The organism is Microbacterium sp. STRO-1N (assembly GCF_057748015.1).
Window position 1 is genome coordinate 3,351,873 of the sequence record NZ_CM173234.1, and the last position, 20,386, is coordinate 3,372,258.

General features: G+C 68.9%; 23 protein-coding genes. 7 read left to right on the forward strand and 16 right to left on the reverse strand.

Annotation, left to right across the window (positions count from 1 at the left end):
* Positions 1–83: 83 nt before the first annotated feature.
* From rocD to AC3ANJ_RS16350, 10 genes are all read right to left on the reverse strand, one after another.
* Entirely contained in the window at positions 84–1,265 is a 1,182-nt protein-coding gene (gene rocD / locus AC3ANJ_RS16305; protein ID WP_488317203.1) for an ornithine--oxo-acid transaminase, read from the reverse strand.
* Positions 1,262–2,140, reverse strand: a complete 879-nt coding sequence (gene ddaH / locus AC3ANJ_RS16310) for a dimethylargininase (RefSeq protein ID WP_488317204.1) — start codon at positions 2,138–2,140, stop codon at positions 1,262–1,264. Before ddaH ends, rocD begins: the two co-directional genes overlap by 4 nt.
* Positions 2,141–2,308: 168 nt before the next feature.
* The gene (locus AC3ANJ_RS16315) at positions 2,309–3,310 is read right to left on the reverse strand and encodes an NAD(P)-dependent alcohol dehydrogenase (protein WP_488317205.1); all 1,002 of its coding nucleotides are present in this window, start codon (positions 3,308–3,310) and stop codon (positions 2,309–2,311) included.
* Entirely contained in the window at positions 3,307–3,540 is a 234-nt protein-coding gene (locus AC3ANJ_RS16320) for a helix-turn-helix transcriptional regulator (RefSeq protein ID WP_488317206.1), read from the reverse strand. The genes AC3ANJ_RS16315 and AC3ANJ_RS16320 overlap by 4 nt, the downstream gene beginning before the upstream one ends.
* Positions 3,540–3,974 carry a hypothetical protein gene (locus tag AC3ANJ_RS16325; RefSeq protein WP_488317207.1) on the reverse strand — a complete coding sequence of 145 codons (435 nt, stop codon included), beginning with the start codon at positions 3,972–3,974 and terminating at the stop codon, positions 3,540–3,542. The genes AC3ANJ_RS16320 and AC3ANJ_RS16325 overlap by 1 nt, the downstream gene beginning before the upstream one ends.
* A gap of 92 nt (positions 3,975–4,066) precedes the next feature.
* Positions 4,067–7,723: a proline dehydrogenase family protein gene (locus AC3ANJ_RS16330; protein WP_488317208.1), complete on the reverse strand. Its 3,657-nt coding sequence runs from the start codon at positions 7,721–7,723 to the stop codon at positions 4,067–4,069.
* A gap of 65 nt (positions 7,724–7,788) precedes the next feature.
* Positions 7,789–8,346, reverse strand: coding sequence for a DUF4190 domain-containing protein (locus tag AC3ANJ_RS16335; protein ID WP_488317209.1), 558 nt, complete (start codon positions 8,344–8,346; stop codon positions 7,789–7,791).
* 15 nt (positions 8,347–8,361) lie between these two features.
* A complete protein-coding gene (locus AC3ANJ_RS16340) occupies positions 8,362–8,844 on the reverse strand; it encodes a hypothetical protein (RefSeq protein WP_488317210.1) in 483 nt (160 codons plus the stop codon).
* Entirely contained in the window at positions 8,841–9,374 is a 534-nt protein-coding gene (locus AC3ANJ_RS16345) for a hypothetical protein (protein WP_488317211.1), read from the reverse strand. The genes AC3ANJ_RS16340 and AC3ANJ_RS16345 overlap by 4 nt, the downstream gene beginning before the upstream one ends.
* 78 nt (positions 9,375–9,452) lie before the next feature.
* Entirely contained in the window at positions 9,453–9,872 is a 420-nt protein-coding gene (locus AC3ANJ_RS16350; protein ID WP_488317212.1) for a hypothetical protein, read from the reverse strand.
* A gap of 30 nt (positions 9,873–9,902) precedes the next feature.
* On the opposite strand from AC3ANJ_RS16350, the gene AC3ANJ_RS16355 reads away from it, so the two are divergent.
* Genes AC3ANJ_RS16355 through AC3ANJ_RS16365 form a run of 3 tightly spaced genes read left to right on the forward strand, consistent with a single transcriptional unit; the run spans position 9,903 to position 11,697 of the window.
* Positions 9,903–10,607, forward strand: a complete 705-nt coding sequence (locus AC3ANJ_RS16355; RefSeq protein WP_488317213.1) for a hypothetical protein — start codon at positions 9,903–9,905, stop codon at positions 10,605–10,607.
* Positions 10,604–11,152, forward strand: a complete 549-nt coding sequence (locus AC3ANJ_RS16360; protein ID WP_488317214.1) for a DUF4352 domain-containing protein — start codon at positions 10,604–10,606, stop codon at positions 11,150–11,152. Before AC3ANJ_RS16355 ends, AC3ANJ_RS16360 begins: the two co-directional genes overlap by 4 nt.
* Positions 11,149–11,697, forward strand: a complete 549-nt coding sequence (locus AC3ANJ_RS16365) for a hypothetical protein (protein ID WP_488317215.1) — start codon at positions 11,149–11,151, stop codon at positions 11,695–11,697. The genes AC3ANJ_RS16360 and AC3ANJ_RS16365 overlap by 4 nt, the downstream gene beginning before the upstream one ends.
* Here AC3ANJ_RS16365 and AC3ANJ_RS16370 read toward each other — a convergent pair.
* Positions 11,661–12,941, reverse strand: a complete 1,281-nt coding sequence (locus tag AC3ANJ_RS16370; RefSeq protein ID WP_488317216.1) for a hypothetical protein — start codon at positions 12,939–12,941, stop codon at positions 11,661–11,663. The two genes, AC3ANJ_RS16365 and AC3ANJ_RS16370, sit on opposite strands and share 37 nt — an antisense overlap.
* 26 nt (positions 12,942–12,967) lie before the next feature.
* On the reverse strand, positions 12,968–13,528 hold the full coding sequence (locus AC3ANJ_RS16375) for a thioesterase family protein (protein WP_406250474.1): 561 nt from the start codon (positions 13,526–13,528) through the stop codon (positions 12,968–12,970).
* Between the two features lie 87 nt (positions 13,529–13,615).
* On the opposite strand from AC3ANJ_RS16375, the gene AC3ANJ_RS16380 reads away from it, so the two are divergent.
* The gene (locus AC3ANJ_RS16380) at positions 13,616–14,122 is read left to right on the forward strand and encodes a GNAT family N-acetyltransferase (RefSeq protein WP_406248831.1); all 507 of its coding nucleotides are present in this window, start codon (positions 13,616–13,618) and stop codon (positions 14,120–14,122) included.
* A 45-nt stretch (positions 14,123–14,167) separates the two neighbouring features.
* Here AC3ANJ_RS16380 and AC3ANJ_RS16385 read toward each other — a convergent pair whose 3' ends face one another.
* From AC3ANJ_RS16385 to AC3ANJ_RS16400, 4 genes are all read right to left on the reverse strand, one after another.
* Positions 14,168–15,319, reverse strand: coding sequence for an acetyl-CoA C-acetyltransferase (locus AC3ANJ_RS16385; RefSeq protein ID WP_488317217.1), 1,152 nt, complete (start codon positions 15,317–15,319; stop codon positions 14,168–14,170).
* Positions 15,320–15,342: 23 nt separating this feature from the next.
* On the reverse strand, positions 15,343–16,350 hold the full coding sequence (locus AC3ANJ_RS16390; protein WP_488317218.1) for a cytochrome b/b6 domain-containing protein: 1,008 nt from the start codon (positions 16,348–16,350) through the stop codon (positions 15,343–15,345).
* 706 nt (positions 16,351–17,056) lie between these two features.
* A complete protein-coding gene (locus AC3ANJ_RS16395; protein WP_488319300.1) occupies positions 17,057–18,028 on the reverse strand; it encodes an electron transfer flavoprotein subunit alpha/FixB family protein in 972 nt (323 codons plus the stop codon).
* Between the two features lie 2 nt (positions 18,029–18,030).
* Entirely contained in the window at positions 18,031–18,807 is a 777-nt protein-coding gene (locus tag AC3ANJ_RS16400; RefSeq protein ID WP_488317219.1) for an electron transfer flavoprotein subunit beta/FixA family protein, read from the reverse strand.
* A 132-nt stretch (positions 18,808–18,939) separates the two neighbouring features.
* Here AC3ANJ_RS16400 and AC3ANJ_RS16405 point away from each other — a divergent pair, with 132 nt between their 5' ends.
* The 3 genes from AC3ANJ_RS16405 to AC3ANJ_RS16415 are packed head-to-tail and all read left to right on the forward strand — an operon-like array spanning position 18,940 to position 20,382.
* Positions 18,940–19,476 carry a MarR family winged helix-turn-helix transcriptional regulator gene (locus AC3ANJ_RS16405; protein ID WP_376176620.1) on the forward strand — a complete coding sequence of 179 codons (537 nt, stop codon included), beginning with the start codon at positions 18,940–18,942 and terminating at the stop codon, positions 19,474–19,476.
* Positions 19,473–19,928 (forward strand): SRPBCC family protein, encoded by a 456-nt coding sequence (locus tag AC3ANJ_RS16410; RefSeq protein WP_488317220.1) that lies wholly within the window; start codon positions 19,473–19,475, stop codon positions 19,926–19,928. Before AC3ANJ_RS16405 ends, AC3ANJ_RS16410 begins: the two co-directional genes overlap by 4 nt.
* A 10-nt stretch (positions 19,929–19,938) precedes the next feature.
* Complete coding sequence (locus AC3ANJ_RS16415; protein ID WP_488317221.1) at positions 19,939–20,382, forward strand: YdeI/OmpD-associated family protein; 444 nt, start codon at positions 19,939–19,941, stop codon at positions 20,380–20,382.
* The last annotated feature ends 4 nt before the right edge of the window (positions 20,383–20,386 follow it).

A 20,386-nucleotide genomic window follows, 5' to 3' on the forward strand; every position in this document is an offset into this window, starting at 1 on the left:
CGAACGCGTTTCGACTCGCTTCGCTCGCTCAACGAACGGGGGGACGCTCGCTCAACGAACGAGGAGGGCGGAACAGCGGCGGGTCAGCCCTCCAGCACGAGCCGGAGCTGCTCCAGCGCCCAGTCGATCTCCGTCGCGCGGATCACGAGCGGCGGCGCGATGCGGATCGTCTGCCCGTGGGTGTCCTTGACGAGGACACCGCGCTCCATGAGCTTCTCGGAGATCTCCCGCCCTGTGCCCTTCGCCGGATCGATATCGACACCGGCCCAGAGCCCGGCGACACGGACGTCCGTCACGCCGTGACCGATGAGCCTGTCCAGTCCCGCCGCCAGGTGCGCGCCGAGAGCGCGGGAGCGCTCCTGCACCTCCCCGGATTCGAGCATCTCGACGACCCGCAGGCCGACAGCCGCGGCGAGCGGGTTGCCTCCGAACGTCGAACCGTGCTCGCCGGGGCGGATGACTCCGAGCACGTCGCGATCTCCGACGACGGCCGAGACGGGCAGGATGCCGCCGCCGAGAGCCTTGCCCAGCAGGTACAGGTCGGGCACGACGCCCTCGCGGTCGCACGCGAAGGTCTCGCCGACGCGTCCGAGTCCGGCCTGGATCTCGTCGGCGATGAACAGCACGTTGCGCTCGGTGCAGATCTCACGGATGCGTCGGAGGTAGCCCTCCGGCGGGATGACCACGCCGGCCTCGCCCTGGATGGGCTCCACGAGCACGGCCGCGGTGTCATCCGTGATGGCGGCGGCCACGGCATCCGCATCGCCGAACGGCACGATGTCGAAACCGGTCATGAACGGACCGAAACCGCCACGCGCGGACTCGTCGTCGCTGAAGCTGACGATCGTCGTCGTGCGCCCGTGGAAGTTTCCGGCCGCGACGACGATGCGCGCGGCATCCACGGGGATGCCCTTGACCCGGTATCCCCAGGCTCGGGCGACCTTGATGCCCGTCTCGACCGCTTCGGCGCCGGTGTTCATCGGCAGGACCATGTCCTTGCCGCAGAGGCGGGCGAGCGCCTCTGCGAACGGCTCGAGGCGATCGTTCATGAACGCGCGGCTTGTGAGCGTCACGCGTCCGAGCTGCTCGGTCACGGCCGCGACGAGCGCGGGGTGACGGTGTCCGAAGTTCACTGCGGAGTATGCGGCGAGAAGATCGAGGTAGCGCTTGCCCTCGACATCGGTCACCCAGGCGCCCTCGCCACGGGCGATCGTGACGGGCAGCGGGTGGTAATTCTCCGCGACGTGCGGTTCGAGAGACGTCACTTCGCTCCTCGCAGTTCGAGCGTGCAGCACTTGATGCCGCCGCCGCCGAGCAGCAGCTCGGACAGGTCGACCATGATCGGGTTGTAGCCGCGCTCGCGCAGCTGCTTCTCGAAGCCCTCGGCGCGCGGCGAGATGACGACGTTGTAGCCGTCGCTCGCCGAGTTCAGGCCGAACACCGCGCCGTCTTCATCCGAGACCAGGATGGCGTCGGGGAAGCGCTCCTCGAGGATCGCGCGGCTGGCGTCGTCGAACGCGCCGGGCAGGTAGGCGATGTTGGCGCGCTCCGGGCCGCCGTTCTCCACCCCCTGCACAGGATCGAGGACGGCGATCGCGGTGTCGAGGTGGTAGAAGCGCGGGTCGACGAGGTTCAGCGAGACGACTTCGCGGCCGAAGACCTCCCCGACCTCGCGGTGGCTGTCGCCGGTGGAGCGGAAGCCGGTGCCGGCGAGGATGACGTCGCCGACGAGCAGGAAGTCCCCCTCGCCCTCGTTGACCTCTTCGGGCATGACGGTGTCGAAGCCGTTGGCGCGGAACCAGTCGGCGAATGCGGGCGACTCGCCCTGGCGCTCGACGAAACGGAACTCGGGAACGTACGCGCGGCCGTCGATGAGGAAGCCGCCGTTGGCCGTGTAGACCATGTCCGGGTAACCGGCGAGCGGCTCGATGAGCTCGACCTCGTGGCCGAGTTCGAGGTACAGGTCGTGCAGCTTCTGCCACTGCGCGACGGCCTTCGCCGTGTCGGTGGGCTTGGCGGGCTCCATCCACGGGTTGATCGTATAGCTGACCGTGAAGTGCTCTGGACGGCACATCAGGTAGCGGCGGCGGTGCGCTGTGCGGGTCGGGGCCGCGGTGGTGACGGTCTCTGGCGTCGACATGGTGCTCCTCAGGAAGAGATGCGGCGGACGCTGTCCAGGGGCCCGGCGGGCCTTCGACCCGGAGCTCAGTCTGAGGCGGGGAAGATGCGACACGGGCACGCCAGATGCCATTGTGTCACCCGCCGCTGAGAACGCGCCAGATTTCCGAGGTCTGCCGCGCCGTCGGGCTCATGCCCCGCGCACCACGACCTTGCCGACGACATGCCCCGCCTCGAGATGCGCGAGGGCGTCGGATGCCTCGGCGAACGGATATTCGCGTTCGATCACGGGGACGAGATCGCCTTCATCCACCAGCGCCAGGAGCTTCTGCAGGATCTCCGGATGCGCGGATGCCGTGAACATCCTGATGCGGCGGCGCGAGCCGATCGACAGGACGGCCGCCGCCAGCATCCGCGGGACGGGCCCGAGCACGCGCCCTCCTTCTCCGCCGACGAGAACGACATGACCGCCTGGCGCGAGCAGGCGCTGAAGCTGCCGCAGCGGCATCCCGCCGGCGATGTCGAGCACGGCGTGGAAATGGCCCTTCGGCAACCCGGAGAGCGGCGTCTGCCGGTGATCGAGCGTGCGGACGGCGCCCAGGCGACTCAGCAGAGGCGCGCTGCGCTCCCCGCTCGATGCCCACACCTCTGCACCGCGGAGCGCGGCGAGCTGCACCGCGAAGGTTCCGACGCCGCCGGACGCACCGAGGATCAGTACGCGCGGCGCCGGGTCGTCGTCGATGCCGATTCCGGCCAGGTCGAGTGCCTGCCACGCCGTGCCGGCGGCGATCGGAAGGGACGCGGCGAGCGCCGGGGCGACACCAGGAGGCCGCGGGACGAGTCGGTCGGCCGGCGCGACCGCGAACGTCGCCAGTCCGCCGCCGAAGCCGGAGAGCTCTCCCACGACCTCCTCGCCGACTTCCGCGCTGACCACTCCCGGCCCCACAGCTGTCACGGTGCCTGCCACGTCCATGCCGCGCACCGGTTGCTTCGGCCGCCCCATCCCGGACGCCGGTCGCACGAGGAGCGGATCGCCGTGCATGATGTGCCGGTCACCGGCGTTGAGCGCCGTGGCCCGCACGCGGATCACGACCTCGCCGTGCCCCGCCGTGGGCACCGGGATCTCGGCCGGGGCCGTGCCGGCGGCCGCTCCGTACGTCTCGCGCTGCCATACCGTCATCGTCTCGGTCATTTCTGGCCTCCGGAGTTCTGCTCGGGGTACTGGAAGAGTTCGTCGAGCCCCGCGCCGAACGCGTGGGCGATCTGAAAGGCGAGCTCGAGCGTGGGTGAGTACTTCCCCTGCTCGATCGCGATGAGCGTCTGGCGGGTGACGCCGACGCGACGTGCGAGTTCCGCCTGGGTGAGACCGGCCCGCTCGCGCTGGGCGCGGATCGTGTTCGTGACGCGCGTGGGCTTGACCATCAGACGAGCCCGCGACGGTAGGCGACGACGCGCGCGATCCCGCCGGTGACGGTCGCCACGGCGAAGCCGGCGAACATCGTGTTCGCGATCCAGAACACATCCGCGCCGACGGCGCAGAGCACGATCACGCCGAGGCCTGCGATCACGATGAACGACTGCTCGACACCCGAGCCCATGCGGTTGATGTCGCGATCGCGTTCATCGCTCCTGCCCACGCCGTCCGGGTCCTTCGCTCCGGCGAACAGCCCCCACAGGATGCTGAGGATGATCGTCGCCCCGATGCTGATGCCGATCGTCCAGAGCATGATCGGGAACCAGTCGACGTCCGTGAGCGGCCCACCGCCCGCGCTCTGCAGAATGACGATGACGTACGCCGTCATCGTGATGATGCTGACGATCAGTGTCGTCCAGACGTTGCGCTCTTCGTAAACCATGACCAGCCCCCTCCATGTAAAAGATTCTTTACACGGAAGCTACGCCTGCGGCCGACCAATGTCAAGAATTCTTTACACCTGCCGTGTGCGGATCAGATAACGGCGGCGCTCCAGGGGTCCGGCTGGCCGAAGCGGTGCGCGGTGATCGAGATCGACTGCTCGTGCAGGAACGCCAGCAGCTCGATGCGGCCGGCCGCGGTGACCTCGCCGTCGAACACCGCCACATCGGGGTCGCCCGCCACCGCCTCGGCGAACAGCCGGTGCAGCTCGGCGACAGCTTCGCGGGATCCGACCAGCCGCACCCGCGGAGGGCGCGCCTCACCGTCCGAGGACTCCGGGTCGCGCTGCGACATCCGCTGCACCCACTCGTCGTCCGATTCGACCGCGACGGCCGCTCCGAGCTCGGTGAGAGATCGACGGACCTCCGCCGGCAGGCCGACGGGTGTGGAGACGAAGAACCCGGCACCGCTACGGATCGCTGCGACGATGACCCGCAGCAGCTCGTGCCACCCGGCGTCCGCTGTCGCCCTGATCGACACGGCCACCGGACGGTAGCGGAACAGATTCCGCTCCACCTCCAACTGCGACACGTCGCGCACCTGCCCGAACTCGCGGTCCCAGGCGATCGCGTCGGACAGCGCCGCGCGACGCAGCCACTCGAACCGCTCGAAGTCCAACGAGGGCTGCCCGGATTCGATGAGGTCTGTGATGCGTCCGTCGAGTCCGCGCAGATGCAGCGTGCTCGACGCCGGAGCACCACTGCCGGCACGCCACGTCCCGAGTCCGATCAAGTGGTTGGGCCCGCCCGCCTTGGCGCCGGGGCCGACCGACGAGCGCTTCCATCCTCCGAACGGCTGGCGCTGCACGATCGCGCCCGTGATGCCGCGGTTCACGGAGAGATTGCCGGCCTGGACGCGCTCCAGCCAGAGCGCCAGCTCCTCGGGGTCGCGCGTGTGCAGCCCCGCGGTGAGGCCGTACGCCACTTGGTTCTGCAGGTCGATCGCCCGCTCCAGATCGGGTGCGTGCATGATGCCGAGCACCGGTCCGAAGAACTCCTCGCGATGGAATCTCGATCCGGGCAGCACCCCCGCGCGGATGCCGGGACTCCACAGCCGGCCGCTCGTATCGCCTGGCACCGGTGCGGGGCGGACGATCCATCGCTCGTCCTGCTCCAGTTCGCTCAGCGCCCAGGCGAGCTTGCCCTGCGGCTGCTCGATCACCGGTCCGACGTCGACGCGGGCCTCGGCCGGCCATCCGACGCGCAACGAGCGCGTCGCGTCGGCGAGCTGTCGGGCGAAACGGTGCGAGCGTCCGACGGGTCCGACCAGGATCGCCAGGGATGCCGCGGAGCATTTCTGCCCTGCATGCGAGAACGCGCTGCGCACGAGATCGGCGACCGCGAGATCGACGTCGGCGGACGATGTGACCACGATCGCGTTCTTCCCGCTCGTCTCGGCGTGCAGCGGGAGATCCGGTCGCCAGGATCGGAACAGCTCGGCGGTGTCCCACGACCCGGTCAGCACGACCCTGTCGACGTCCGGATGCGCGATGAGCGCCTGTCCGAGAGGGCCTTCAGGCACATCCGCGAACGCGAGCACGTCACGAGGGATGCCGGACTGCCACAGCGCCTCGGCGATCACCGCAGCGCATCGACGCGCCTGCGGCGCCGGCTTCAGGACCACCGCAGAACCTGCGGCGAGCGCGGCGAGCACTCCCCCGGCGGGGATGGCCAGCGGGAAGTTCCACGGCGGCGCGACGACGGTCACTCTCGAGGGGATGAACGTCGCGCCGGGAACGGCGTCGAGCTCGCGCGCCTTGGCGCCGTAGTAGCGTGCGAAATCGACCGCCTCGCTGACCTCGATGTCTCCCTCGGACAGCAGCTTGCCCGTCTCGTCCGCCGCGACCTCGATGAGCTCGGCACGGCGTGACTCCAGAGCGACGGCGGCGCGCATCAGCGCCTCGGCGCGCTCCGCAGCCGGACGCGCTCCCCACTCTTCACCGCCGCGCCGCAGTCGGGCGACGATGGCATCGACCTCCGCTTCGTCCGCCACGCGCGCTGTGCGCACGGTGTCGAGCCCGGCGGTCGATCCGCTGATGCGGGAGCGGATGCCACGGGCCCACTCGCGATTCGCCGCGAGCGACAGATCGGTGTCGGCGGTGTTCTCGAAGCCCGGCGCCCCACCGGCATCCGGGGCGGCCTCGAGCTGCGAGTAGACCGCGGTCTCCACGAAGGGATCGTCCCTGGAACCGCGGGAGATCCCGAGCACGATGTTCGTGAGGTCGGTCTCGGCCTCCGGAGCGGGCGGCACCGTGCGCACGGATTCGTGCACGGGTGCGCGGCGGTCCTGTGTGCGGTGCGGCGTGGTCCGCAGTGTGCGCTGCTCTGCCCGCTCGAGGGCGTCGAGGAAGCGGTCCTGTTCCCGGACGAACAGTGTCTCGTCCTCGGCGAGGTGGAAGGCCGCGGAGAGGAAGTTCTCGGCCGAGGCGCTCTCCTCCAGACGACGGGCGAGGTACCCGATGGCGACGTCGAACTCGCGCGGATGCACCACGGGGACGTACAGCCGTATCGGGCCGACATCCTTCGACACGGCATGACGGTGCCCCTCGGCCATCCCGAGCAGCATCTCGAACTCGACATCCGGACTGCCGCCTTCGCGCACGTCCGCCGGTGTCGACAGCCCGCGCTCGGTTGCGAGCAGATGGGCGTACGCGATGTCGAAGAGGTTGTGCCCTGCGACGCCGACGCGCACCGCCGCCGCGTTGTCGGGCTGCAGTGCCTCGTCGAGCAGGCGGAGATGATTGGCGTCGGTGTCGAGCTTGGTGTCGTAGGTGGCCTGCGGCCACCCGTGCAGGACGGCATCCACCCGCTCCATCGGCAGGTTCGCGCCCTTCACGAGGCGCACCTTGATGCGCGCCCCGCCGTGCTCGACGCGGTCGCGCGCCCACGCGGTCAGCTCGCGGAGGGCCGAGAGCGCGTCCGGCAGGTACGCCTGCAGCACGATCCCCGCCTCCAGGTGCGCGAGCCGCGGCTCCTCGAGGATGCGGGTGAACACCGCGATCGTGAGATCGAGGTCGCGGTACTCCTCCATGTCGAGATTGATGAACACGCCGTGCTCGAGCGCGGTGACGTAGAGGGGCAGGAGGCGTGCGGCCGCGGCATCCACCACCTCGTCGAAGGACCACGGGTCCGGACGGCTGAGGATCGATGAGACCTTGACCGAGACGTAGTCGACGTCCGGGCGCCGGATCAGATCGTGGATGCCGTCGAGACGGCGCTTGGCCTCTGACTCGCCGAGCACGGCCTCACCGAGCAGATTGATGTTGAGTGTCGCGCCGCTCTCGCGGATGCGTCCGATCTCGGCTCCCAGTTTCGCCGGGCGCGCGTCCACGATCAGATGGCCGACCATCTCGCGCAGTGCCCGACGGGCGATGGGCACGGTCGGCGCAGGCAGCGCCTGGGCGATCCCGCCGCCGACGCGTACCGCACCCCGCAGGTACCACGGCAGGAACCCGGGGACGTCGGGAGCGATCCGATGCAGCTGGGCTGCAGCGGCGCTCAGACTCTCCGGCCGGAGCACGCCGTCCACGAATCCGAGCGTGAAGGCGAGACCGCGTTCGTCGCGCAGCACCTCGGCGAGGCGCGCGGACGCCGGGTCCGGCTCGACGATCGCGGCCTCGGCGACCCAGCGCCGCACGAGCGCGACCGCGCGCTCGGACAGAGGATCGGACGACACGGGTAAGGCGACCATGGCCACAGCCTAGGAGCGCATTGGCCGTCTCCCGCTGAGGCACAGCGAAGGGCGCCGTGTCGGTGTCAGCTCTGGTCGGGGACCACCTGGACCGAGCCGTGGACGCCGGCACTCGAGGAGTACGAGTCCTCGACGGCGATCGGGATGAGCACGGCGATGATCAGCGTCATGACGAGAGCGATCAGGAAGCCGACGCCCGAGAGGACGAGGCCGGTGATCGAGAGCGGACGCCCCTGGCGGCGACGGACGGCGATGATGCCCACCACGATGCCGGCGATCGCGACGATGAGTCCGACGAAGGGGATCCAGCCGATGAGGAAAGCGCCGATGCCGAGGATCAGCGCGGTGATCGCGAGGCCGCCCGGTCCTGGTGCCGCCGCGGACGGCGGTCCGGCGTACGCGGACGGGGCGCCGTATCCGGGAGCGTAGGGCGCGGCGTTGCCGAGCTGCTGGTCTCCGGGTGCGCCGGTCGGCGGATAGACCACGGGAACGGTCGGGTCAGGGTAGCCGCCTCCGGCGGGCGAAGTACCCGGATAGCCGGCACCGGGGTTCGGCAGATGCGGTGCCGGCGGCGGCACATCCTGCCGGCGCGGATCCGGCGTGCGGTCGGTGTTGTCGGTCATGGGATCTTCTCCGATTCAGCCGCGGGCCGGTGGCCAGGACAGGTCGAGCTCGCGCAGGACATATGGGGCGGAAACGGTGTCCGTGAGGAAATAGGCGTAGAACACCTCGGCGGCCTCATCCGCGGTGAACACCTCGTTCGGGAACACCTTCGTACTGTGTCGCCCATCATCCCACCGGATGACCTCGGTGGGGTCTCCGGTCTGCTCACCGGGCTTGCCGACCGTGTACTGATGCGGCATTCCGTCCGCATCGAGCGTGCGCACCTCGATCGTCAACGCCTCCGCCGAACCTGCGCACTGCATGTACTCGTCGGACAGCGGGATGTCGTCCAGCAGGTCAGCGCCCTCCGGCGCACGCCACAGGCTGTAAGCCCAGAATGATGAGCCGTTCATGCGGTTCAGCGAGAAGCGGATCGCCTCCGGATACGGCCGCATCGTGTCGATGAGCGGCCCTCGGCTCACTCCGTTCGATTCCACGACATGCGTTCGTCGAGTCATTCCACCTTCTCCAAAATCACCTGAATGATCTCGATGCGTTCACCATCGAGGATCGCGCCGGCGGGCCTGTCTCTACTAACGGTACCGTCGAACAAACGCTGTGCGGGGTCGCGGGTGGCTGTTCCGCTCTTGACTTCGACACCCGTGTACGTGCCATCCGGGTTCTTGAACAGCCCGTCGTAGTAGCGCGGCTGATCGGTCGATGCACCCGGCTTTCGGACGCCGGGGATCGTGGCTCGAACCTGATCCCTGATGACGTCGACGCCTTCCCTGTCCGCCACCCGGTCCAGGCCGACCTGCTCCCGGTCGGCCCATGGCCTGTTGCCGTCGCCGACGAACCGGCCCCGCTCATCCCTCCCATCGTTCCGCCCGGTTCCCGCGTTCGAATCAGATTCTCCGCCGGCTTCCGTCGGACGACGCGGGTTCGACACATCCGGAGCATCGGGCTTATCGTCGAAATGATCGACGTTCTCGACCCCATCGCGGTTGGTGCCCTGTCTCCCCTTCATGTTGCGCGGGACGCCGCCCACCGGCCGAAGGGCAGGTGCCAGATCGTCGACGGAGTTCTGCATCGCATCCTTGATCGCGTCCGCTCTCCCAGCCATGCGTCAGCTCCCCGAGAGGTTCAGGCCGGACAGATCGACCATCAGTCGATCGATCAGCGTGTCGATATCGGTCGCGTGCATCTCCATCTCGTCCTCCGCCTGTTCGAGCGCCTGCAGATCCACGTAGAACTCGTCGGCGTCTCCGACGACGGCCTCGACGAGGGGCGCGTCCAGGGCCGCCATCACGATTCCCGGCAGTTCGCCCGCGAGGGGTTCGATCATCATCGGCAGGAGCTGGTTCATCGCCTCCTCGACAGCGATGTCGACGGCCGCGTTCAGCAGCTTCTTCTTGATGATCATCATCGGCCCGGCGCCCACCGCTGTGATCGGGTTCGTCAGCATCCCGACCAGAGTGATCATGGTGAGCGTCACGTCCGCGATCACCTTGATCTTCAACCCCCATGCGGCATCGTCGTGTTTCACCGTGACCCGCCGGAACTCTAGGATGTTGCCGTGACTCGGTCGGGGGCAGCGCAGGGTGCGGTCGACGCCGCCTTGGCGTCCGCGTCCTCGACGGCGCCTGCAGGAACAGATGCCCAGCCGAAGAAATGGGTCTCCGCCGTCACCTCCCGCGTCTCCACGAAGTGGATCGGGGGCGCCGCGACCGTGCTCATCCTCGGTGCCACCGCCGCGTTCGGCGGCCTCGAGGCCGTCCCCGAGCCGCCACTGCCCGAACTCGTCGCCGGAGACACGTTCACCGGGGCCGGGTGGGAGATGACTCCGCAGCGCGCGGTGCTCATCGATGAGCTCAACGAGACCGGTGTCCGTCCGAAGGAGGGCGAACGCCTGCTCGTGGTCATCATGGACGTCACGAACGTCGACGACGCTGCTCGTCCATCGAGTTCGTCGGCGAAGGGATCGCTCACCGCGATCCGCGTCGACGATCTGCCTGACATCGCGCCTGCTGTCGCTCGATACGACGATACGACCGCTTCCCCCTGGCTGCAGCCCGGGGTGCCGGCGCAGTTGGTGCTGACGTGGGCGCTCCCTGCCTCCGGCCTGGCCGACGGCGATGGCATCCGCCTGACCCTGCCCACCGCGACCGAGTACACAGGCGAGTTCTTCGTCTACGGCGAGTACTGGGAAGACGAAGAGACCGGTGCGTACGCCACGCTCGCCGTCGAGGATGTCGGTGCGGGAATCGAGGAGGAGGAATGAAGCGAGCGACCCCCTGGATCATCACCGCCGCACTGCTGGTCGGCGCGTGGCTGGTGGCACTCGCCGCCCCCGATGACAGCGCGTCCGCGGAACCCTTCGTGGTTCCGGTGACGATCGGCGAGGCGGCCGTCGGCCGCGATTTCACGGTGACGGTGCAGGACGTCACGCTCGCCGACACGGTGTCGGCTGCGGGAGGCTGGAGCGCCGAGGGCACCTGGCTCGTCGTCGAGGTGGATGCCGAAGCGAACCTCGACCAATACGGAATGAGCTTCAAGGGCGCGACGCTGCTCGTCGGCGATCAGTCGTTCCGTGCGAGCGAGCGCATGCCATCGTTCCTGTCGGCGCCGCTGGTGACGGGCGTTTCGAAGAGCGGAGCGCTCGCGTTCGAACTCCCCGAGGACGCACGCGATCGCACCGCCGTCCTGCAGCTGTCCGCGAAGGACGACACCCGCGTCGACTCGATCGCCGAGCTCGAGATCGACCTCGGCGCACTCACTCCGGTCGCGGAGGCCGAGGTCCGCGGAACCGATTGGACGCACCCGTGACCGGCTGGTGGCGGCGCAACCGCCTCGCGCTCATCGCTCTGGCTGTCCTCATCCCCGTGGCGACCGCGACATTGGTGGGCGTCGCCTGGTCGCGGTATTACCTGTATCAGCCGACGATCCCGATGGATGTCGATCAGGGCGAGACCGCCGAGCTCGCCGACGCCACGTGGGGCCCGGTGCGGGCGGTCGATGTCACTGACGCGGAAGAGCTCACGGCGCCATCGGATGCCCGGGTGATCGCCGTTGCCGTTCCCGTGGACCCGCACGGCGAGTCGCCGTCCTGCTTCTCGCCCGTCCTGGTGGAGCAGGACACCGGGCGGCGCTGGGAGGAGATGACGACCGAGCTCGGCATCCCCTACTCGGCCGAGGAGCCGACGAACTGCACGAAACCGGAGGATGACGAGAACGGCAACCCGGGGCCGGTCGTCCCGTACGAGATCATCGTGGGATACATCGTGCCCGCGGATGCAGAGGGACCGTTCTGGGTCGAGGTGGCCGAGATCAATTCCTACCCCTCATTCATCAGGTTCTCGGTCGAGCCCTGACCGCCCGTCGGCGTGTTCGCGGCTTCGACCATCCGGTGCCGGCGCAGCGCGCCGAGTGAGGTGTCGTAGGCACCCGCGACGACGCTGATGCGGATGGGCTCGATGAGGAGAGCGAGGCAGAGGGTCAGCGCGTCGTTGACGACCAACCAGAAATCGACGCGGCTCTGCGGCCCGATGACCCTGGTCACGAGGTAACTCAACGTCGTGTCACCGGCGAGCACGATCGTGTAGAGCAGGATGAACGTCCCGATGAGCAGCGGCCCGGCACGCCACATCAGCACGATCGCGTCGACGATCGGGGTGAAGCGCGACGTGAACTCGGCACCGAGCTGCCCCAGCATCCGACGCAGCAGAGTCGGCACCTTCTCCGCGTGCGTACGCGCCCGCTTGTACAGGGCGATGTCGAGCTTGGGCTTCTCGGCCGCGATCGCCTGGCCGTAGATGACTCCGGCGATCGCGAGCCAGGCGAGCGGTTCGACCACGAGACCGGCGAGCTGCCCGATGAACCACTCGAGACTGTCCCACACCCACGCCACAGGGATGAGCTGCGCACTCACCCACTCACGGAAATCGAGTGCCCATTGGATGCCGACGCGGGTGTCCACCCAGGCGTTCACGGCTTCAAGCGCGTCCTTGATGACGATGATCGAGAGGAGCACCCAGACGGCCTCGAGGTACACCGCCACCACGGAGAACGGAGCCGGGAGCTTCTTCGGCCACTTCTTCCACGCCCATCGTCCGGCGAAAGCCAGGACGATCAGCACACCCGTGATCGCATCCAGCGTCAGGTTGCTGCCGACCCCACCGGTCGGCGCTTCGGTCTGGTTCGCGATGGCCTGCCAGCTGATGTCGCTGCGCACCTGGAGCGCACGATGGTCGTACGCGATCACGTCGTCCTGGAGCATTCCCCAGGCCGCGTACACCGCGAAGAAGGGAAGGATGCTGGCGAGCAGCGTGTTCAGGAAGGTCTCACGCCGTTCGGATGCCGCCTGCGGCACCGGCGCGATCGCCTGCAGCTCGCGCAGCCCGTCGCGGACGACGAGGAACATCGCCACGAAGGCGATCAGCCGCGCCAGGATCGCGAGCGGAAGCAGCAGGATGCCACCGGTGCCCGTGTACGCGCCGACCCATCCGGCGAATTGAATGAGCCCGAAGTGCACCAGGTACCCCGCCAGGTACCACGCGACGAGCGCGGGCCAATGCCCGGCGAGCACGCGCCACGTCGACGAGAGGAGGGTCAGCACGAAGCCACGTTAGCGCTCGTGCCGCGTCACGACCAGACGCTGGGCGCCTCGGCGCGCGTCGACGGCAGCGCGGACGCAGCGGCCCACTCGTGCATCCACGGCTCGACGTCCGGGATGCCCTCCGGGCGACCGACCGCGGCGAACAGCTCCTGGTGCGAGAGCGTCCCGCCGCTGCGCTTCAGCATCCGGGCCCTGACGATCACCCTGGCGTAGATCTCGCCGCCCACGACGGCCCGATGCTCCATGTAGATCGCCTTGTCGTCGTGGCCGAGCAGCCGCGACTCGATGTCGAAGCGCTGCCAGAGCTCGAGCGACTTGCGGAACGTCACCGTCTCGGCGGAGACGACCGCGTACCAGCCGTTGCGCTTCATGACATCGCTCATGCCGGTGCGCACGAGCAGATCCCAGCGGCCGAGATCGAACAGAGAGAGGTAGCGGCCGTTGTTCATGTGCCGCAGGACGTCGATGTCGGTGGGCAGCGTCGTGAGCCGGATGCGGCCGACCTCGGTCGGCGCGATGCGTCCTTCGCGTCGCACACGTCGCCGTGCGCTCCACATCACGAGCAGGGTCCGCCAGATCACGTTCACAAGGTGCGAGCGTACCCCGATCATGAGCAGGTTCTTCTACAGAGCGTAGATTTCCGGTTCTCCCGACCCGCGCGTAGAGTCACGGGCATGAGCGCCGAAGCCCAGCCAGAAGTCATCGTCCGTCCGGTCCGTGATGTGGACGCGGAGGCTCTGGGTCGTGTGCACGCACAGTGCTGGCACGAGACCTACGACCACCTGATCAGCAAGGCAGCACTCGAGAAGGTCTCACCCCGGCGACTCGCCGAGCTGTGGACGCACTGGGCCATCCAGGGTCCCGAGTTCAAGATGAGCGCAGCGCTCGTCGACGGGGAGATCGTCGGTTTCGTCGGCTCCGGCCCTGCGCGCGACAAGGATGCTCCCGCGAATCGCGAGCTCTACTTCATCTACCTCCTGGATGCCTGGCACTCCACCGGTCTCGGGCAGAAGCTGTTCGATGCCGCTGTGGAGAAGGATGAGCCGCTGTACCTGTGGGTCGCCGGAGACAACCCGCGCGCGCACCGCTTCTACACGCGCAACGGCTTCCATCTGGATGGCGCCTCGCACACCGAGCCGTTCCTCGGCGAGACGCTGACCGAGGTCCGCTTCGTCCGCTGAGCCGGTCGCCACGGCATCCTGGCGTCGCGTGAGGGATGCCGGTGATCAGAGGCGTTCGATGATCGTGACGTTGGCGACCCCGCCGCCCTCGCACATCGTCTGCAGCCCGTAGCGGCCTCCGGTGCGCTCGAGCTCGTTGAGCATCGTCGCCATCAGGCGCGTACCTGTCGCACCGATCGGATGTCCGAGGGCGATCGCGCCTCCGTTGACGTTCACCTTCTCGTGGGGCGCGCCGGTCTCCCGCATCCAGGCGAGCACGACCGAGGCGAAGGCCTCGTTGACCTCGAACAGGTCGATGTCGTCGATCGTCATTCCTGCGCGCGAGAGCGCGTGCCGGGTGGCGGGGATCGGCGCGGTGAGCATGAAGACGGGGTCATCCCCGCGTACCGAGAGATGGTGGATGCGCGCCCGCGGGGTGAGCCCGTGATCCTTCACCGCCTGCTCGCCGGCGATGAGAACGGCGCTCGACGCATCGCTGATCTGCGAGGCGACCGCCGCGGTCAGACGGCCACCCGGGCGCAGCGGCTGCAGACCAGCCATACGCTCGAGACTGGTGTCGCGGCGGACGCCCTCGTCCGCCGCGAGTCCGTTCAGCGGCACGATCTCATGGTCGAAGCGCCCGTCGTCCTGCGCGACAGCGGCACGGCGGTGGCTCTCGAGTGCGTACTGCTCCATCGCCTCCCGGGTGATGTCCCACTTCTCAGCGATCAGCTCGGCGCCGAGAAACTGCGAGATCTCCTGGCCCGGGTAACGGTTCTGCCAGCCGGGCGACTCCGCGTACGGGGTGGTGAAGCCGTACGCCTCACCGGCGGAGGCCGATGACAGGATGGGCAGCTGCGACATGTTCTGCAGCCCACCGGCGATCACGAGATCCGCTGTCCCGCTCATGACGGCCTGTGCGGCGAAGTGCACGGCCTGTTGACTCGATCCGCACTGGCGGTCGATCGTCACGCCCGGCACGTGCTCGGGGAACCCGGCGACCAGCACGGCCGTGCGCCCGACGTTGCCGGCCTGGCCGCCGATCGCGTCGATCGCTCCGATGATGACGTCATCGATCGCGGCCGGATCCACGCCGACGCGGTCGACGAGCGCGCGCAGGCTGTGCGCTCCGAGGTCGGCCGGATGGATGCCGGAGAGCGAACCGCCCCGCTTGCCGACCGGCGAGCGGACCGCGTCGACGATGTATGCCTCTGCCATGTTGTCCTCCGTGATCGTCGGATTCAGCGCCCTGAGACGTTCCCGAAGCCCTTCGCGATCGGGGCGATGATCAGCGGGCGTGCGGCGAACCAGCCGATGCCGATCACCGCGAGGGACGCGATGAACACCCAGAACCCGGTCCAGCTGACGAGGTCCTGCGACGCGTACATGTGGTTCAGGTTGCGCAGAGCGCCCGTCGCCATCACGAGGATCACGTGCACGACGATGAACGCGATGAAGTAGATCATCACCGGGAAGTGCACCGCGCGCGCCCACTCGACCGGGTACGCCCGATTGAGCTTCTCGGCGTTCTTCGGCCAGATGCCCGACATCCGCACACCGGTGATGGTGGCGAGCGGGGCGGCGAGGAAGATCGTCGCGAAGTAGGCCAGCTGCTGCAGGCTGTTGTAGTTCGCCCAGCCGTTCTCGGTCGGCCAATCCAGCGAGACGTACTGCAGGCCGGCCGACAGCGCGTTGGGGAAGACCTCCCAGCTGGTCGGCACGACCCGTACCCAGTGCCCTGTCGTGAACAGCAGCACGATGAAGATCACGCCGTTGACGAGCCAGAGCACATCCAGCGCCTGGTGAAGCCACAGCGTGAGACTGATCTTGTACTTGGGGTTGCGCCGCGAGGTCCAGAACACCGTCGGGCGCTTCTCGGACCGCACCGTGAGACCGGTGCGGATGATCAGCACCATCAGAAACATGTTGAAGAAGTGCTGCCAGCCCACCCATCCGGGGATCCCGGGCTGCGTCCCCTCCGGGAGGTGATATTCGCCGGGGAACGCGGCGAGGAAATCCACCATGACCGGGGTGCTGAGGATCGTCCGGACGAACGCGATGGCGGCGATGCCGAGGATGCCGAGTCCCGCGAGGCCGAGGAGACCGGCGATGGCCTGGGTCCACGTCGGCCGCTTCCCGCCGTCGGATGCCGAGACCGGCATGTGCTTCGGGGCGACGCCGTTCCAGACGGTGCGCGGGACCGCCAGCGGGACGGAGACGTCACGCGCGGCGTTGGCCGAGGCCACCACTTGGGGGGCCGACCCACCTGTCGGACGTTCATCGCCAATCGGTCCGACATCTGGCGTGTCGGCCCCCGGAATCGTAGAGACGGCGGGTGGGGCGGGAGACATCGGTGCAGCGCCCGTCGGCGCGTTGGCGAGCACACTCGGTGCGAGCACGATGCCTGCCGGAGGCCAGGGCTCCCCACCGGGCGTGCGGGGCAGCCCTCGGCGCAGCGAGTTCGAGGCGGTGTCCCGCTCGTGGACCGCCGCAGGCTCCCGCCCGGTCACGGGCGAAGGGGCATTCGACGTGTCAGCACGTGCTGCCGCGCTGGTCGTCGCTGCGGCGGTGCCCGCCGTCGCAGCAACCGCGGCCGCCTCGTTCCGAACCGACGTCCCGGTATCGCCAGAGGCCGACGCCGCGGCGACACTCACCTTCCTGGTGATCGCCGAATCTGCGGGAGGCCAGGGCTCGCCACCGGGTGCACGCGGGAGACCGCGACGCAGCGGGCCGGTTGCGGCAGACGCCGTGGCGGTGGCCGCGGCATCCCCTCCGGGGACCGGCACGTCACTTGTCGGACGCTCTTCGCGGGATTGTCCGACATCTGGCGTGTCGGCCCCCGAAGTGGAAACGACGGACGCGGCGACCGGCGCCTCGACGAGCGAGGTGGGCACATCGCCCGGCGGCCAGGGCTCTCCGCCCGGCACACGTGGCAGTCCGCGACGCAGCATCCGACTACTTCCCTCGTGCTTCGAGGGCCTCGATCAGCTGCGGCACGACGGCGAACACGTCTCCGACGATGCCGAAGTCGGCGATCTCGAAGATCGGCGCCTCGCCGTCCTTGTTGATCGCGACGATCGTCTTGGCGGTCTGCATGCCGGCGCGGTGCTGGATCGCCCCGGAGATGCCGAGAGCGATGTACAGCTGCGGCGAGACCGAGACACCGGTCTGCCCCACCTGATGGGCGTACGGGATGTATCCGGCATCCACGGCCGCGCGAGAAGCGCCGATCGCCGCGCCCAGCGCGTCGGCCAGCTGCTCCACCAGGGCGAACTGATCCTTCGAGCCCAGGCCCCGTCCACCCGACACGACGCGCGCGGCCCCGCGCAGGTCAGGCCGGGAGGAGGCGACTTCGACGGCCTCGATCGGCCCGGCCGTGGCGGCCGGTGCGCCGGAACCCGTCACGGAGAGCTCTTCGACGGTCGGTGACGCCACCGCTTCTGCGCGCGTGTCGACGGCGCCCTGGCGCACGGTGATGATCGGAGCTCCGCAGGTCGGCGCGGAATCCACCAGGTACGCACCGCCGTAGACGGAGTGGTGCGCCACGATGCCCTCGTCGTCACGGGAGACCCCGATCGCATCCACGGAGACGGCGTTGCGCGTGCGCACCGCGAGTCGGCCGGCGACGTCGCGCCCTGTGATCGAGTTGGAGATGAGCACGGCATCCGGAGACACTTTCTCGAAGGCCGCCTGCAGGGCGTCGACGAGCGGCACGACCAGCGCGGTGTCATCGACCGCTGCGGTGAGCACGACGGACGCTCCGGCGGCGGCCGCGGCATCCACAGCGCTCTGCGATCCGCCGGGGACGAGCGCCACAGGGCTGCCGACGGACGACGCCGCGCCGATCAGAGCGGCCGTGCTGCCGGCGGCATCACCGGCCGGCGTGACGTCGACGAGGACGAGGATGGAGTTCTCGGGGTAGCCCATGCTCACACCAGCCTGTTCTGCACGAGGAAGTCGACCAACTGCTGTGCGGCATCCCCCTCATCGGTGATCTTGATACCCGCCGCGCGCGGAGGCTTCTCCGAGACCGAGGTCATGATGGTCCGCGGGGCAGCGCCCGCGTCGGCTGAGACACCCAGATCGGCGAGCGAGAGCACCTCGAGCGGCTTCTTCTTCGCCGCCATGATGCCCTTGAAGTTCGGGAAGCGCGCGTCGGGCAGCGCCTCGGTGATCGAGATGACCGCCGGAAGGGATGCCGAGACCTGCTGCGATCCGGCATCCGCTGCCCTGGTGCCCGCGACGCCGTCGGCGGTGATCTCCACCGCGCTCAGCGCCGTCGCCTGCGCGAAGCCGAGATGCTCGGCGAGCATCGCCGGGATGACGCCGGCGGATCCGTCGGTGGAGAGGTTGCCCGTGATGACCAGGTCGGGCTCGCCGCGGCGGATCGCGGCGGCGAGCACTTCGGCTGTGAGTCCCAGATCAGCTCCGACGAGCTGCTCGTCCGCGACATGCACGGCCGACCCCGCGCCGATCGCAAGAGCGCGTCGAACGGAAGCCGTGGATGACTCGGGCGCCATGGACAGGGCGACGACGTCGGTCCCCTCGTTCTTGTCCGCGTAGCTGAGCGCTGCCTCGAGCGCTCGCTCGGTGATCTCGTCCAGGACGACATCACCCGCCGTGCGGTCGGCCAGGCCCGTCTCCAGGTTCAGCTTGCGATCGCCGTAGGTGTCGGGCACCTCTTTGACCAGGACGAAGATCTTCATCGATTGCTCCTCACGACACTTCGATTCTAGTCCGGTGAGACTGAGTCTCACCGCCGACGACCGTCGAGCGCTCCACGATCCGAGCGTAGCGCGCCGCACCGACTCGGCGGCAGGGCCGAGTACCGTGGATGCGTGGCCCAGCATCGACCCCTGCCGATCGATCCGCTCGCCGAGGCGAAGCGGCAATGGCTCGCGCACGGCTGGACGGATGCCGCGGAGGGCATGACCGTCGTCATCTCGGTGATGAGGGCGCAGCAGCTGCTCCTGGCCAGGGTCGACGCCGCGCTCAAGCCCTTCGAGCTGTCGTTCGCCCGCTACGAGGTGCTGCGCCTGCTCGCGTTCAGCCGTCGTGGACGCCTGCCGCTGTCGAGCGTGGTGTCGCGCCTGCAGGTGCACGCGACGACGGTCACCAGCACGGCCGACCGGCTGGTGCGCGACGGCCTGATCCTGCGCGAACCGCATCCGCACGATGGCCGAGCGGCGATGCTCGCGCTCACCGATGCGGGCCGCGAGCTCGTGGAGCGGGCGACCACGGCGCTGAACACCGAGGTCTTCGCCGACCCCGGCATCAGTCCAGAGGATGCGGCCGATCTGGTCGGCATCGTCGCACGCCTGCGCAAAGATGCCGGGGACTTCACCGACCCCCGCCCGCAGCCCGATCCGCTGTGACGCCCTCCTTCGTCGTCCAACGCGTGATCCGCGCGACGCCGGCGCGGGTGTGCGCGGCATCCCTCGACCCGCAGCTGCATGTGCGGACGATGGCGCGATACGGCGAGACGATGGTCGCCGGACCCGAGGGCGGAGTCTTCACCGAGGGGGCGACCGTGACCTGGCGCGCGCGGCACTTCGGCATCCCGTTCCGACTGACCTCCGTCGTCTTCGATCTCGACCCGCCGCATGGATTCAGCGACCGCCAGATCGCGGGTCCGTTCGCGAGTTTCCTGCATGAGCACGATTTCGAGGAGCATCCGGACGGCACGCTGATGCGCGACACCATCACGCTGCGCTCTCCGTTCGGGCCGATCGGCGCACTCGTCGACCGGCTGTTCATGCGCGAATACATGCGGCGGCTGATCGACGAGCGCGGAGCCATCCTGGCCGCCGAGGTCGAGCGCGCGTAATCTGTCGGGCATGACCGAGCTGCGCCTGCACACCATCCTCGAATCGAGCGGGCCCGCGGCCGCGATCGTGCTCACCGACGAGCAGGTCGCCGCATTCGGCGCCGGCAAGGTGTTTCCCGTGGTCGTCTCCTTCGGCGACCGCAGCATCCGGCTGCGCCTGGCCCGGATGGGTGGGCGGAATCTGATCGGATTCAGCCAGGCCGCCCGTGCCGAGATGGGTCTCGAGAAGGACCAGGAGATCGACGTCACGATCACGGTCGACACGGCGGAGCGCGAGGTCGAGATCCCGCCGACCCTCGCCGACGCGCTCGATGCGGATGCCGGGCTGCGCGCCGCCTTCGACGCCCTGTCGTACTCGAAGCGCAAGGAGCATGCGCGCCAGGTCGCCGAGGCGAAGACGGACGAGACGCGCGCCCGTCGCGTCGAGAAGGTGCTCGCCGCGCTGCGCGCCTGACGCG

Coding starts and splice junctions, on each gene's coding strand:
- ddaH (WP_488317204.1), bottom strand. CDS start 2,140: ATGTCGACGCCAGAGACCGTCACCACCGCGGCCCCGACCCGCACAGCG.
- AC3ANJ_RS16315 (WP_488317205.1), bottom strand. CDS start 3,310: ATGACCGAGACGATGACGGTATGGCAGCGCGAGACGTACGGAGCGGCC.
- AC3ANJ_RS16320 (WP_488317206.1), bottom strand. CDS start 3,540: ATGGTCAAGCCCACGCGCGTCACGAACACGATCCGCGCCCAGCGCGAG.
- AC3ANJ_RS16325 (WP_488317207.1), bottom strand. CDS start 3,974: ATGGTTTACGAAGAGCGCAACGTCTGGACGACACTGATCGTCAGCATC.
- AC3ANJ_RS16330 (WP_488317208.1), bottom strand. CDS start 7,723: ATGGTCGCCTTACCCGTGTCGTCCGATCCTCTGTCCGAGCGCGCGGTC.
- AC3ANJ_RS16335 (WP_488317209.1), bottom strand. CDS start 8,346: ATGACCGACAACACCGACCGCACGCCGGATCCGCGCCGGCAGGATGTG.
- AC3ANJ_RS16340 (WP_488317210.1), bottom strand. CDS start 8,844: ATGACTCGACGAACGCATGTCGTGGAATCGAACGGAGTGAGCCGAGGG.
- AC3ANJ_RS16360 (WP_488317214.1), top strand. CDS start 10,604: ATGAAGCGAGCGACCCCCTGGATCATCACCGCCGCACTGCTGGTCGGC.
- AC3ANJ_RS16380 (WP_406248831.1), top strand. CDS start 13,616: ATGAGCGCCGAAGCCCAGCCAGAAGTCATCGTCCGTCCGGTCCGTGAT.
- AC3ANJ_RS16385 (WP_488317217.1), bottom strand. CDS start 15,319: ATGGCAGAGGCATACATCGTCGACGCGGTCCGCTCGCCGGTCGGCAAG.
- AC3ANJ_RS16395 (WP_488319300.1), bottom strand. CDS start 18,028: ATGGGCTACCCCGAGAACTCCATCCTCGTCCTCGTCGACGTCACGCCG.
- AC3ANJ_RS16400 (WP_488317219.1), bottom strand. CDS start 18,807: ATGAAGATCTTCGTCCTGGTCAAAGAGGTGCCCGACACCTACGGCGAT.
- AC3ANJ_RS16415 (WP_488317221.1), top strand. CDS start 19,939: ATGACCGAGCTGCGCCTGCACACCATCCTCGAATCGAGCGGGCCCGCG.